The sequence below is a fragment of the Flavobacterium hibernum genome (assembly GCF_000832125.1).
In the GTDB taxonomy this organism is placed as follows: Bacteria; Bacteroidota; Bacteroidia; order Flavobacteriales; family Flavobacteriaceae; genus Flavobacterium; species Flavobacterium hibernum.
Genome location: NZ_JPRK01000011.1, coordinates 347111 through 360396, shown reverse-complemented (window position 1 = coordinate 360396; position 13286 = coordinate 347111). Strand labels below are relative to the sequence as shown.

General features: G+C 33.2%; 11 protein-coding genes. 8 read left to right on the top strand and 3 right to left on the bottom strand.

Annotated features, from left to right (window positions below; all coding sequences use genetic code 11):
* Positions 1-67: 67 nt before the first annotated feature.
* Positions 68-1210: a cystathionine gamma-synthase gene (locus tag IW18_RS14435; RefSeq protein ID WP_041518580.1), complete on the top strand. Its 1143-nt coding sequence runs from the start codon at positions 68-70 to the stop codon at positions 1208-1210.
* A gap of 54 nt (positions 1211-1264) precedes the next feature.
* On the opposite strand, the gene IW18_RS14430 is transcribed toward IW18_RS14435, so the two are convergent.
* Complete coding sequence (locus IW18_RS14430) at positions 1265-2059, bottom strand: THC0290_0291 family protein (RefSeq protein WP_041518579.1); 795 nt, start codon at positions 2057-2059, stop codon at positions 1265-1267.
* A 282-nt stretch (positions 2060-2341) separates the two neighbouring features.
* On the opposite strand from IW18_RS14430, the gene gdhA reads away from it, so the two are divergent.
* The 6 genes from gdhA to IW18_RS14400 all read left to right on the top strand — a co-directional run bounded on the left by gdhA (position 2342) and on the right by IW18_RS14400 (position 11771).
* Complete coding sequence (gene gdhA, locus IW18_RS14425; protein ID WP_041518578.1) at positions 2342-3685, top strand: NADP-specific glutamate dehydrogenase; 1344 nt, start codon at positions 2342-2344, stop codon at positions 3683-3685.
* Positions 3686-3817: 132 nt separating this feature from the next.
* Positions 3818-6088 carry a type IX secretion system anionic LPS delivery protein PorZ gene (gene porZ / locus IW18_RS14420; RefSeq protein WP_041518577.1) on the top strand — a complete coding sequence of 757 codons (2271 nt, stop codon included), beginning with the start codon at positions 3818-3820 and terminating at the stop codon, positions 6086-6088.
* Between the two features lie 18 nt (positions 6089-6106).
* Complete coding sequence (locus IW18_RS14415) at positions 6107-7123, top strand: acyltransferase family protein (RefSeq protein WP_041518576.1); 1017 nt, start codon at positions 6107-6109, stop codon at positions 7121-7123.
* 11 nt (positions 7124-7134) lie between these two features.
* Positions 7135-7848, top strand: a complete 714-nt coding sequence (gene recO / locus IW18_RS14410; protein ID WP_041518575.1) for a DNA repair protein RecO — start codon at positions 7135-7137, stop codon at positions 7846-7848.
* Between the two features lie 130 nt (positions 7849-7978).
* Positions 7979-11380, top strand: coding sequence for an isoleucine--tRNA ligase (gene ileS, locus IW18_RS14405; RefSeq protein WP_041518574.1), 3402 nt, complete (start codon positions 7979-7981; stop codon positions 11378-11380).
* Between the two features lie 10 nt (positions 11381-11390).
* On the top strand, positions 11391-11771 hold the full coding sequence (locus IW18_RS14400; protein ID WP_007807070.1) for a TraR/DksA family transcriptional regulator: 381 nt from the start codon (positions 11391-11393) through the stop codon (positions 11769-11771).
* A gap of 245 nt (positions 11772-12016) precedes the next feature.
* Here IW18_RS14400 and IW18_RS14395 read toward each other — a convergent pair whose 3' ends face one another.
* A complete protein-coding gene (locus tag IW18_RS14395) occupies positions 12017-12397 on the bottom strand; it encodes a hypothetical protein (RefSeq protein ID WP_041518573.1) in 381 nt (126 codons plus the stop codon).
* Between the two features lie 32 nt (positions 12398-12429).
* Positions 12430-12786 carry a roadblock/LC7 domain-containing protein gene (locus IW18_RS14390; RefSeq protein ID WP_041518572.1) on the bottom strand — a complete coding sequence of 119 codons (357 nt, stop codon included), beginning with the start codon at positions 12784-12786 and terminating at the stop codon, positions 12430-12432.
* 179 nt (positions 12787-12965) lie between these two features.
* Between IW18_RS14390 and IW18_RS14385 the strand changes: the two genes are divergently transcribed.
* Entirely contained in the window at positions 12966-13181 is a 216-nt protein-coding gene (locus IW18_RS14385) for a hypothetical protein (protein WP_041518571.1), read from the top strand.
* Positions 13182-13286 lie beyond the last annotated feature (105 nt).

Sequence of the window (13286 nt, the reverse complement as noted above, 5' to 3'; positions counted from 1 at the left end):
TATCAGGATTAGAATAAATTAAAAGGTAAATTTGTACAAGAATTAAGGAATTAAAATTTGTAACTATATGAAATTCAATACTAAAGTAATACATGGTGGTCAACATCATGATCCAAGTACAGGAGCAGTTATGCCTCCGGTTTATCAAACTTCGACATTTATTCAGACAAGTCCGGGGAAACCTTTGGCGGATTATGAGTATAGTAGAGCGTCGAATCCAACACGTTCTGCATTAGAAAACGCTTTGGCTAGTATTGAAAATGGTACACGTGGTTTGGCATTTTCATCTGGTTTGGCAGCAACAGATTGTGTTTTAAGATCGTTTAAAGCTGGTGACGAAATTATCGCAATGGACGATTTATACGGAGGAACTTATAGAATGTTTTCTAGAATTTATAAAGATTCAGGAATTAAGTTTCATTTTGTTGATATGACTGATATTGAAAAATTGAAAGCATTGATTAACGAAAATACAAAGTTAATTTGGGTTGAAACTCCAACAAATCCATTAATGAAATTAGCGGATATTGCCGAAGTAGCAAAAATCACTAAAGCACATAAAATTTTGTTTGCAGTCGATAATACTTTTGCAACACCATATTTGCAAAAACCACTTGATTTAGGAGCTGATATTGTAATGCATTCTGCAACAAAATATCTTGGAGGACATTCTGATGTTATTGCGGGGGCTTTAATAGTAAAAGATGAAGCTTTGGGAGAGCAATTGCATTTTCAACAATTTGCAACGGGAGCAACTCTTGGACCAATGGATAGCTTTTTGGTTTTAAGAGGAATCAAAACACTTTCGTTAAGAGTACAAAGACATTGCGAAAATGGAGAAAAAGTGGTAGAGTATTTAAGTAATCATCCAAAAATTAATACTGTATATTATCCGGGATTAAAAAGTCATCCGTTTCATGAAATTGCTAAAAAGCAAATGAAAGCTTTTGGCGGAATGGTTTCTTTTACTTTTAAATCAGGGAAAAAAGAAGATTCTATCGCGTTTTTAGAGAAAGTTAAAGTGTTTACTTTGGCAGAATCTTTAGGAGGAGTAGAGTCCTTAGCCAATCATCCGGCATTAATGACACATGCTTCTATACCAGCAGATAAAAGAGCCGAAGTTGGTATCACTGATGATCTAGTTCGATTGAGTGTAGGTATTGAAGATGCCGAAGATTTAATCGCAGATTTAGAGCAAGCATTAGCATAAAAATAGAAAACCCCAACTCGATAGAATTGGGGTTTTTATTTGTGCTTTATGTACTTAAAAATTTAAGTAAAAAATGTATCCTAGATTAAACCAAATTTGCGAATCTTTTGATTTGTTTTCTTTGTATAAAGCTTTATTAGGGTTTAAACCATCTACCCAATCTGAGCTAAAAGCTTGATAGCGACATTCGAACATTAAATCGCTCATTTCGCTCAATTTATAATGTACTCCAACTCCTGCTACAGCAGATACTGCTACACCTGTCTCACTTGAATACCCGTGTGAACGACCATCAGAAGGAGTTAAATATTTTGGAAATGTTGTTGCTGGAGTTCCCAACGGACCAAGAGAAGATGTTACGTTTGTAGAATAATAACTCGCCTGAAAACCTAAACTTCCGTACGGGCTAAAGCTACCAATTGTATTTTCGTAATCGTGAATTCTCATAAAAGGCGAAAACTCTAATTGAAAACCTAGATTTAACAAAGTAGTGCTTCCTTTCATAGCCTGAAGTTGTAAAACGCCCAACGTTACCGGTTTTTTATCAACCCATTCGCCATAGTTTTTCAAAGTAGTTTTACTAAAGGACAACTCTGATCTCACTTTAAAATGCTCATTAAAAAAGCTTTCTGTGTTACTGTTGGACGAAAAATTTATAAAATGTACTACTCCAATACCAAATCCCGTATTACCAATATTAGTGTCAAAATTATTTCTTTCGCCAAAATCAGATTGAAATGTTACAGGCCCGAATATTATTCCTACTTCTTGTGCTAAGCTAGATTGTGCATTAGATATTGAGACAATACCAAAAAAGGCGAATATGGTGAGTATTATGGGTTTGAGCATGGTTTTGGGCTTTCAAATCTTCGCAAATATATAAAAACAAGATTAACTAAAAAGTTTAAGGAGTTCTATTGATGAATATTTGTTAAAAATATTAAAATATTAAATATTTGAGTAGTAATTTACTGTAAAACGCAAAAGTTGAAATGTGTTTTCTTAAGAATAACAGTAAATTAGATAAAAGTTTTAATGCACGAATAAAAAAATATTTAAGAAATATCAAATTAGATTACCTTTGTCCCGAATAACGAAAACGTTTTCTTAAATGTTAATAATCTAATAATCATGTCACAAAGTATTACCGCTTTTATGGATTCGGTTAGCGCAAAAAACCCGAATGAATCTGAGTTTTTACAAGCAGTTTTAGAAGTTGCCGAAACGGTAATTCCTTTTATTGAAGAAAATAAAAAATACCACAACAAAATGCTTTTAGAGCGCATGGTTGAGCCTGAACGTGTTATTATGTTTAGAGTAAACTGGTTAAACGATAAAGGCGAAATTCAAGTAAATAGAGGATATCGTATTCAGATGAACTCTGCAATAGGACCTTACAAAGGTGGTTTACGTTTTCACCCTTCTGTTAATTTAAGTATTTTAAAATTTTTGGCTTTCGAACAAACATTCAAAAATAGTTTAACAACATTACCAATGGGTGGTGGAAAAGGAGGTTCAGATTTTGATCCTAAAGGAAAATCAGATAACGAAATTATGAAGTTTTGCCAAAGCTTTATGACAGAACTTTCTAAACATATTGGTGCAGATACAGATGTTCCTGCCGGAGATATTGGTGTGGGAGGAAGAGAAGTTGGTTATATGTTTGGTCAATATAAAAGATTAAGAAATGAATTTACGGGAGTTTTAACTGGAAAAGGAATTTCTTTTGGAGGATCATTAATTCGTCCGGAAGCTACAGGTTACGGAACAGTTTATTTTGCTCAAAGTATGTTAGAGACAAAAGGTGATAGTTTTAAAGGTAAAACAGTTGTCGTTTCTGGTTCAGGAAACGTATCGCAATATGCAGTAGAAAAAGCAAATCAATTAGGCGCTAAAGTAGTGACTTTATCTGATTCTAATGGATATATTTACGATGCAGACGGAATCGATGCTGAAAAATTAGCTTTTGTAATGGAGCTAAAAAATGAATTAAGAGGAAGAATAAGTGAATATGTAACCAAATATCCAAATGCTAAGTACGTAGCAGGAAAACGCCCGTGGGAAGTAAAGTGTGATGTAGCTTTACCATGTGCAACTCAAAACGAGTTAGACGGTGAAGAAGCTAAAACTTTAGTAGCAAACGGATGTATTGCTGTTGCAGAAGGAGCTAATATGCCATCTACGCCAGAAGCAGTTACCGCTTTTTTAAATGCTAAAATATTATTTGCTCCAGGAAAAGCTTCTAACGCTGGTGGAGTTGCAACTTCGGGTCTTGAAATGTCGCAAAACTCATTGCGTTTAAGCTGGACAGCTGAAGAAGTTGATGAAAAATTAAAAGGAATCATGTTAGCAATTCATGCTTCATGTGTACAATACGGTTCAGATAAATCTGGTTTTGTTGACTACGTAAAAGGAGCCAACATAGCTGGATTTGTTAAAGTTGCTGATGCTATGCTTGCTCAAGGTGTAGTGTAGTTTTAAGTTACAATTTTAAAATGCCTTCATTTGTCTTTAAAAGATGAATCGAAGGCATTTTTTTATTTGCACAAGAAGGAAAATCAAATACTTTCGTTTGTAGTATATTTGTCTATCCGAATACGTTAAATAATGAAAAGAAGGTTTCTGTATATATTGTTTTTAGTGTTGTTTCAATTTAGTTTTGCGCAAAATAAATTGTCGTGGCAAGGTTATTTTTCGTTCAACGAAATAAAAGATATTTCACAATCTTCAACAACAGTATATGCAGGGTCAGAAAATGCATTGTTTACAAAAAACACCCAAACAAACGTAGTTAAAACGGTTACAACAATTGACGGGCTTTCAGGACAAACCATTTCATCTCTTTATTATAGCGAGGGATTTAAGAAAACGATAATTGGTTACGAAAATGGATTAATGATCGTAGTTAACGAAACAGATGGAAGTATCCTAAAAGTTGTCGATATAATCAACAAACAACTACCAGCCAATCTAAAAAAGATCAATCATTTTATGGAACATAACGGCTTTGTTTATGTTTCGTGTGATTTTGGAATTGTTGTATTTAATTTAAAGACTTTGCAATTTGGCGATACTTATTTTATTGGAGATAATGGAGCTGAAATTAGTGTAAAGCAAACCACTTATTTTAACGGATTTATTTTTGCAGCAACATCAAACGGAATTAGAAAAGCAGATAGTACAAATGCTAATCTAATTGATTTTAACCAGTGGATTTTAGTAAATTCTGGAGATTGGTCCGGAGTAGAAAGTTTAGATACAGAACTCGTTGCCGTAAATTCCGGCGGATATTTACATCGTTACAACTCAACTACATTTGTTGGGTTTTCGCAACTTTCGCAACCCGCTACAGATTTGCGAGCTGTAAATCATAATTTGTTTGTAACCACTCCGAATACCGTTTTTGTATATAATAATCAACTGACATTAAATCGTCAAATTGCAAATACGCAGGTTTTAGATAATACCTTAAACTTTACATGTGCCACCGCGATTGGAGACTTTTTATATATTGGTACAAAAGAAAACGGAGTATTTTCATCTTCGCTTTCAAGCGCTTCAGTTTTTGTAAACAATACACCAAGCGGACCATTGCGAAATAGTGTATTTGCACTTCAGGCAACAGATAGTTCGTTGTGGACAGTTTTTGGAGATTATTCAGGAGTTTATAATCCCTATCCAAAAGACAGCTACGGTATAAGTAAGTTTAATAAGAACGAATGGTTGAATATTCCTTATAAAGATGTTTTAGGAGCTAAATCATTAATTAGAATTGCCGTTGATCCTAAAAATGAAAATAAAGTTTACATAGGATCTTTTGATGCCGGATTATTAAAAGTAGAAAATGATGTTCCAACTTATTTGTACGGAACAGGAAATAGTTCATTAGAAGCAATTCCTAGTACAGCCGATGTTTGGGTAAATGGTCCCGCGTTTGATAAATCAGGAAATCTCTGGGTAAATAATAGTTTAGTCGATAACGGATTAAAAGTGTTGAAGCCAAACGGAGATTGGCAGGTTTATTCAACAAAATCAGTAATTACAAATGTTTCAAGTTGCCCTTTTGGAAGAATTTCTATTGATAAAAACGGAACAAAATGGATTGCAACTTTCAACAACGGAATTATTGGGTTTAATGAAAAAGGAAATGTCTTTAAAAAAATAACACAAGGAGTAGATGCCGGGAACCTTCCTTTTATAGACGCCCGAGTTGCGACGCCGGATAATAACAATCAACTTTGGATAGGAACTACAAAAGGATTAAGAGTTTTAGCCAATGTAAATAGTTTTCAGACAGAAAACCAATTAACAACAAAACCAATTATTATTGTTGAAGACGGTGTAGCGCAAGAATTATTATACGAACAATTTATAACAGATATTGTTGTTGATGGATCTAATAATAAATGGATCGCAACAGCAGATTCAGGAGTTTTTATGGTTTCGCCAAATGGTCAGGAAACCAAATATCATTTTACAATAAACAATTCGCCATTGCCAAGTAATGTTATAAACGACATTGATATAAATAGCGTAACCGGTGAAGTTTTTATTGCAACAGATAAAGGATTAGTTTCTTTTAAAGGAGTTTCGACAGGAGCAAACGATGATTTAAATAATGTTTATGTATATCCAAATCCCGTTCGTCCAACTTTTGCTGGAACCGTAAAAGTCGCTGGATTAATTGATAAAGCCAATATTAAAATTACTGATATAGAAGGGAATTTGGTTTTCGAAACTACTTCACAAGGCGGAACAATAGAATGGGATACTACAGCTTTTGGGAAATACAAAGTTGCTTCAGGAGTTTATATGATCTTTATTTCGGCTCAGGATGGAGGCGAAACAAAAGTCAAAAAAGTAATGATTATTCGATAAGTTTAGCTCAAATCAATTATGAATAACAAAAATTGCTTTGATTTTTTAAGATTTTTCTTTGCAGCAAATGTCTTGTTAGTACATCTTTCAGAGCTTTCGCAAAATAATGAGCTCCATTTTTTATCTCAAATTTCAAATGCAGTTATTGGTATAAAAGGTTTTTTTGTGATAAGCGGCTTTTTAGTTGCAAAAAGTTATGTCAATACACCTTCGATAAAAGATTATTTTGTCAAACGAGCCAAAAGAATTTTACCGGCATATGTAGTTGTAATTCTTTTTTCAGTCTTCATCCTTTCGTTTTTTAGCACAGAGAAATTATCTGGTTATTTTGCAAATATAGATACCTATAAATATGTCGTTTGGAATTTACTTTTTCTAAATTTCATACATCCTTGCTTGCCCGGACTTTTTGAGAGTAATTTACTTTGTGCTGTAAATGGTGCTTTGTGGACTCTGAAAATTGAAATAGGATTTTATTTGGTTTTACCGCTGATTTTTTACGGAATTAAAAAGACAAAAAAAGCTTCTTTAATACTCGTAATACTCTATATTTTGTCAATATCTTATTGGGTTTTTATGGATTCCTATCTTAATAAACCATTATTGGCAAAACAATTACCAGGCTATTTGTCATATTTTGCAACAGGAATTTTTCTCTTTTTGAAATTTGATTTTCTGATGCATCATAAAAAAAGAATATTCGTGTTTTCAATTTTAGCATTAATAAGTTATTATTTTTTAAGCGCACAAACAGTAGTACTTTATCCTTTAGCATTTGGAAGTCTTGTAATAATTGCGGCATATAATATTCCTTATTTGAACAATTTTGGAAAGTATGGCGATTTTACATACGGGTTTTATATTTATCATTTTCCAGTAATACAGCTATTTAGACAATATAATTTATTCGAAAAATACAATCCGTATACAATGTCAATTGTTGTAATTTTGATTACTCTATTTCTGGCTATTCTATCATGGTTTCTAGTAGAAAGAAGATTTTTGTATAGAATAAATCGAAACCATCAAAAGTAAAACCCGACTTTATGTTAGTCAAGACCAAAGCCATAGTAATTTCGGCATTAAAATTTCAGGAAAAAAGTTTAATCGTAAAATGTTTTACGCTTTCAAACGGTCTGAAGTCTTATTTTGTGCGCGATGCATTTTCAAGCCGAAAAGCAAGTCAGAAAATAGCCTACTTTCAGCCATTGTCGATTTTAGAAATTGAGGCAGTACATAAAAATAAAGGAACATTAGAAAACTTTAAAGAAATTAAAACGGCTGTCCCGTTTCAAAGTATTCATACAGATCTGGTAAAAAGTACAATGGTAATGTTTCTATCCGAAATGCTCCATCACTCGATTCAGGAAGAAGAAAAAAACGAATCACTTTTTATATTCTTAGAAACTGCTCTGACTTGGTTGGATCATCATGACGAAGTTTCTAATTTTCACCTGATTTTACTTTTAGAAAGTACCAAATATTTGGGTTTTTATCCTGATATTTCAGAAATCGATTTGCCTTTTTTTCAAATGAATGACGGAGTTTTTACACTTTTTCATGAAGCAAGTGCCTTAACCGAACACGAAACAAATTTGTTAAAAAAACTGATTGATTTAAAGTTTGAAAACGATCAGAAGATTTTTCACGTCATTGAACGACAAATTTTACTGAAAATTCTTATAGATTATTATAGTTTTCATTTAGAAGGATTTAAAAAGCCTAAATCTTTAGAGGTTTTAAAGGAGGTTTTCTCTTAAATTTTCAAAAAGAGGATTTTTTTTTGCGGAATATACTTGAAATTTCGTGATATCGCTCTTTTTTCTGTCATCTTTTCTCTATTTTACTCAAAATTCCTTACTTTCGCACCTCGTTTAAGAAAAGGATAAAATGAGCACAAAATTTACTGAATACAAAGGACTTGACTTACCAACGGTAGCGTCTGAAGTACTTGATTTTTGGAAGAAAGAAAATATATTTGAAAAGAGTGTAACAACTCGCGAAGGCGCTGAGCCTTACGTATTTTTTGAAGGTCCGCCTTCAGCAAACGGATTACCTGGAATTCACCACGTGATGGCACGTGCGATTAAAGATATTTTTTGTCGTTACAAAACTCAAAAAGGTTTTCAGGTAAAAAGAAAAGCCGGTTGGGATACACACGGATTACCTGTAGAATTAGGTACTGAGAAAGAGCTTGGAATTACAAAAGAAGATATTGGAAAAACCATTTCTATCGAAGAATATAACGAAGCGTGTAAAAAAACCGTAATGCGTTATACTGACGTATGGAATGATTTGACCGAAAAAATGGGATATTGGGTAGATATGGAAGATCCATATGTAACGTATAAGCCAAAATATATGGAGTCTGTTTGGTGGCTTTTAAAACAAATCTATGATAAAGGTTTGTTGTACAAAGGATACACAATTCAGCCTTATTCTCCAAAAGCAGGAACAGGATTGTCTTCTCACGAAGTAAATCAGCCGGGAGCTTATAGAGATGTTACAGATACTACGATTGTAGCACAGTTTAAAACATTGCCGGAAACACTACCAAGCTTTTTGCAAGGTTTTGGAGATATTCACATCTTGGCATGGACTACAACTCCTTGGACATTACCGTCAAATACAGCCTTAACAGTTGGGCCAAAAATCGATTATGTTTTAGTAAAAACATTCAATCAGTATACATTTGAGCCAGTTAATGTTGTTTTGGCTAAAAATTTAGTTGGAAAACAATTCGCAAAAGGATTTTTCTTAAGTGAAGATGATGCTGATTTTGATAATGTAAAAGAAGGCGATAAAAAACTTCCGTACAAAATATTAGCAGAAGCAAAAGGAGCAGATTTAGTTGAGATTCGTTACGAACAATTATTACCATACGTATTACCTTATCAAAATGCCGAAAATGCATTTAGAGTAATTGCCGGAGATTTTGTTACTACCGAAGATGGAACAGGAGTTGTGCATACAGCACCAACTTTTGGGGCAGATGATGCTAAAGTAGCAAAAGAAGCAAAGCCAGAAGTACCGCCAATGTTGGTTTTAGACGAAAACGGAACAGCAGTTCCATTAGTCGATTTGCAAGGGAAATTTACTTCACACATGGGTGAATTTGCTGGTAAATATGTAAAAAACGAATATTATGATGCGGGGCAGGCGCCAGAGCGTTCTGTAGATGTTGAAATTGCTATTCGATTAAAAGAAGAAAATAAAGCCTTTAAGGTTGAAAAATACGTACATAGTTATCCACACAGTTGGAGAACTGATGAGCCGTTATTATATTATCCGCTAGACTCTTGGTTCATTAAAGTAACCGATGTAAAAGATAGAATGTTCGATCTGAACGAAACTATCAATTGGAAGCCTAAGTCTACTGGTGAAGGACGTTTTGGAAATTGGCTTAAAAATGCTAATGACTGGAACTTATCTCGTTCTAGATATTGGGGTATTCCGTTGCCAATTTGGAGAACTGAAGACAAAAAAGAAGAAGTTCTTATTGGTTCTGTAGAAGAATTATACAATGCGATCGAGAAATCTATCGAAGCCGGTTTTCAAAAAGAGAACCCGTTCAAAGGTTTTGAAATCGGGAATATGTCTGAGTCAAACTATGATTTAATCGATTTGCATAAAAATGTAGTTGATCAAATTACGTTAGTTTCGGCTTCAGGACAACCAATGAAACGTGAAAGTGATTTAATTGATGTTTGGTTCGATTCTGGAGCAATGCCTTATGCACAATGGCATTATCCTTTTGAAAACAAAGATAAAATTGACGAGAACAAAGATTTTCCAGCCAATTTTATTGCCGAAGGTGTCGATCAGACTCGTGGATGGTTTTATACCCTACATGCAATCGGAACATTAGTTTTTGATAAAGTAGCGTACAAAAATGTAGTTTCGAATGGTTTAGTTTTGGATAAAAACGGACAAAAAATGTCGAAACGTTTAGGAAACGCGACAGATCCTTTTGAAACAATTGCAGAATACGGTCCAGATGCCACACGTTGGTATATGATTTCAAATGCAAATCCTTGGGATAACTTAAAATTTGATATTGAAGGAATTGCTGAGGTTCGTCGTAAATTCTTTGGAACTTTATATAATACATATTCATTTTTCTCTTTATATGCGAATATAGATGGATTTAAATATGCTGAAGCAGAAATTCCGTTAAACGAAAGACCTGAAATAGATCAATGGATTATTTCTGAATTGCATACATTAATAAAATTTGTTGATGAATGTTATGAAGATTATGAACCAACAAAAGCTGCAAGAGCTATTTCTGACTTTGTTCAGGAAAACTTAAGCAACTGGTATGTTCGTTTATGTCGTCGTCGTTTCTGGAAAGGAGAATATGCTCATGATAAAATTGCAGCCTATCAAACGCTTTATACTTGCTTATTAACGATAAGTAAATTAAGCGCTCCGATCGCTCCTTTTTTCATGGATAAATTATACAGAGATTTAACAAGTTCGACAGGATCTGAGCAATATAGCAGTGTTCACTTGGCTGAGTTTCCAAAATTTGTCGAAAACTTTGTTAATAAAACGTTAGAAAGCAAAATGCAGAAAGCGCAAACCATCTCATCGCTGGTTTTATCGCTTCGTAAAAAGGAAATGATTAAAGTGCGTCAACCTTTACAAAAGGTAATGATTCCAGTACTTGACGAGAATCAGAGAGCCGAAATTTTGGCTATTTCTGAGCTGGTAAAAGCAGAGGTTAACGTTAAAGAAATCACACTTTTAGATGACGATTCAGGTATTTTGGTAAAACAAATTAAGCCTAATTTTAAAGCTTTAGGGCCACGTTTTGGAAAAGATATGGGTTTGATTTCCAAAGAGATACAGTCTTTTTCGGCAGATCAAATTAACCAATTAGACAAGCAAGGGGCGCTAGATATTGTTATTGCTGGAAATAATGTAACTTTATCATTAGAAGACGTCGAAATAACATCGCAAGATATTGAAGGTTGGTTGGTTGCAAATTCAAACGGAATTACAGTTGCGCTTGATATTACAATCTCTGACGAATTGAAAAACGAAGGGATCTCAAGAGAGTTGGTAAACAGAATTCAAAATATCCGTAAAGATTCTGGATTTGAAGTTACTGATAAGATTAAGGTTCAAATAAAAAGAAGTGGTCTTTTAGAAGATGCAATTCTTAAAAATGAAGACTATATTAAGTCTGAGACATTAACAGACGATTTGGCTTTTGTGGATGCTTTAGAAAGCGGCATAGAAATTGAGTTTGATGATATTAAAACTATGATATTAATTTCAAAATAATATAAATACCATGATAGATGAAATTACAAGATACTCTGACGCTGATTTGGCGGAGTTCAAAGAAATAATACAAAATAAAATACAAAAAGCACAAGCCGATCTGGATTTAATAAAAAGTGCTTACATGAATGATTTAAATAACGGAACAGATGATACTTCTCCAACTTTTAAAGCATTTGAAGAAGGAAGCGAAACAATGTCTAAAGAAGCAAACTCACAGTTGGCTATCAGACAAGAAAAGTTTATACGCGATCTAAAAAATGCTTTATTCCGTGTTGAAAATAAAACATACGGAATTTGTAAAGTAACAGGTAAGTTAATTGGCAAAGAAAGGTTAAAAATCGTTCCTCACGCAACAATGAGTATCGAAGCGAAGAACTTGCAGCGATAAAATAATATTTGTTTAAATAAGCGCTCCTTTTAGGGGCGTTTTTTTTGTTTAATGTTTTGTTGGAATGTAGTTGAGCTGCTGAATAATCTTTTGAAAGAATTCGATTATAATTTTTTGAAGATAAGCTCGAAATTAGGATTTTGCTTTTGTAAGAATACTAAAGAGTCTGATTTGGGGCAGTGAAAAGTATATTTTAATTAGAACTGTCTTGATTAAGGACAGTTCTAATTTTGTAAAATTTTAGATTAAGCTAAGTTTTTTTCCAACTCTAATTTATGTTTTCTTAGAATAGCTCTTGTCATTCCTAAATTTGCCTTACTAGCATCTGCTGCAAGATAAATCATGAATTTTTTATTTGGTGAAATATCGATAATGTGAATTTGATTAGATAGCGTAATCAAAATATCTTCGATGTCCTGTTTTAAGTTTAAAGCTTTTACTGCGCTTAATTTTGCTTTTACAACTTCAAGGTTGTAAGCTGCCGCAAGTTCGGGGTCGAACGCTGGGTCTACAGTTATGTTTCCGTAGCTTAATCCAGATTCAATTTCAGTTACAGCAACTGCAATAAAGCCGTTTACGTTGGTTTTCATTTCGTTAAGAAATACGTTTAAAAAGTCATTACTCATAGTTTGTGGGATTTGGTGTTAATAGATTTATGTTATTTTAATAGTGAATTCTTGCTTAGCTCTGACGAAACTTCGTCGGTCGTGCGCATTAATAATCCCAGATTGCTGCCGTCTTTTGAAAAGGCAATTAAAAAATTAGAGCCGCTAATTTTGTTTCCAATAACAACACCTTCTGAGGTTTTTAAGAAAAGTTGCTTTAGAGAGCCTTTGTCTAAGTCTGATAAGAATTTTTCGCTCATTGATAAAATTGCAGCACTCATTGCGGCAACACTATCTCCATAGTCTAAGTGTAATGATGTAATTAATTTTCCTTTTCCATTTAGAATTAATGCTGCGGAAGATTTGGTGTTAACTAGAAAATCGTTTAGAGTAGTTGTGATTTCGTTCATATTTTGTAGGATTTAATGAAGTTGTTAAAATCGTTTCACTTTAATATTGTATTGGTGGGAAATCTTAGTTTTTGTCTAAACAAGTGTTAATTTTTATTAACAAATATAAATTAATTTATGTATCATTGTAATACGAAAACGTTAATAATTTTATTTATTTACTATAAAAAACTTACAGAATGGCTAAGGTATTGAAATTCAGAGAAGTAAACTCAGATGTTGAGAGTAGAATGAAAGATTTTGAAAAAATTCGTATTAAATTGAAGGCTGAAGTGAAAAAGAATGAGGTAAAAACGGCAAATCCGGCTAAAGAAGGGAAAGGTTTGCTTAAATCGATCTCTGAGTTTTTTAGTGATCCTCCTAAAAATGCTGCAAAGTCAGTTGCAAAAAAATAGATTTTGTTTAGGTTTAGGCTAAATTATAATCGGTTTGGTTTTATTACAATAGAATTAACGCTCCATAGGGAGCGTTTTTTTTGATTAAATTACTATTTTTGCGAT

Coding starts and splice junctions, on each gene's coding strand:
- IW18_RS14400 (WP_007807070.1), top strand. CDS start 11,391: ATGATAGATGAAATTACAAGATACTCTGACGCTGATTTGGCGGAGTTC.
- IW18_RS14390 (WP_041518572.1), bottom strand. CDS start 12,786: ATGAACGAAATCACAACTACTCTAAACGATTTTCTAGTTAACACCAAA.
- porZ (WP_041518577.1), top strand. CDS start 3,818: ATGAAAAGAAGGTTTCTGTATATATTGTTTTTAGTGTTGTTTCAATTT.
- IW18_RS14385 (WP_041518571.1), top strand. CDS start 12,966: ATGGCTAAGGTATTGAAATTCAGAGAAGTAAACTCAGATGTTGAGAGT.
- IW18_RS14415 (WP_041518576.1), top strand. CDS start 6,107: ATGAATAACAAAAATTGCTTTGATTTTTTAAGATTTTTCTTTGCAGCA.
- gdhA (WP_041518578.1), top strand. CDS start 2,342: ATGTCACAAAGTATTACCGCTTTTATGGATTCGGTTAGCGCAAAAAAC.
- IW18_RS14430 (WP_041518579.1), bottom strand. CDS start 2,059: ATGCTCAAACCCATAATACTCACCATATTCGCCTTTTTTGGTATTGTC.
- IW18_RS14435 (WP_041518580.1), top strand. CDS start 68: ATGAAATTCAATACTAAAGTAATACATGGTGGTCAACATCATGATCCA.
- ileS (WP_041518574.1), top strand. CDS start 7,979: ATGAGCACAAAATTTACTGAATACAAAGGACTTGACTTACCAACGGTA.
- IW18_RS14395 (WP_041518573.1), bottom strand. CDS start 12,397: ATGAGTAATGACTTTTTAAACGTATTTCTTAACGAAATGAAAACCAAC.
- recO (WP_041518575.1), top strand. CDS start 7,135: ATGTTAGTCAAGACCAAAGCCATAGTAATTTCGGCATTAAAATTTCAG.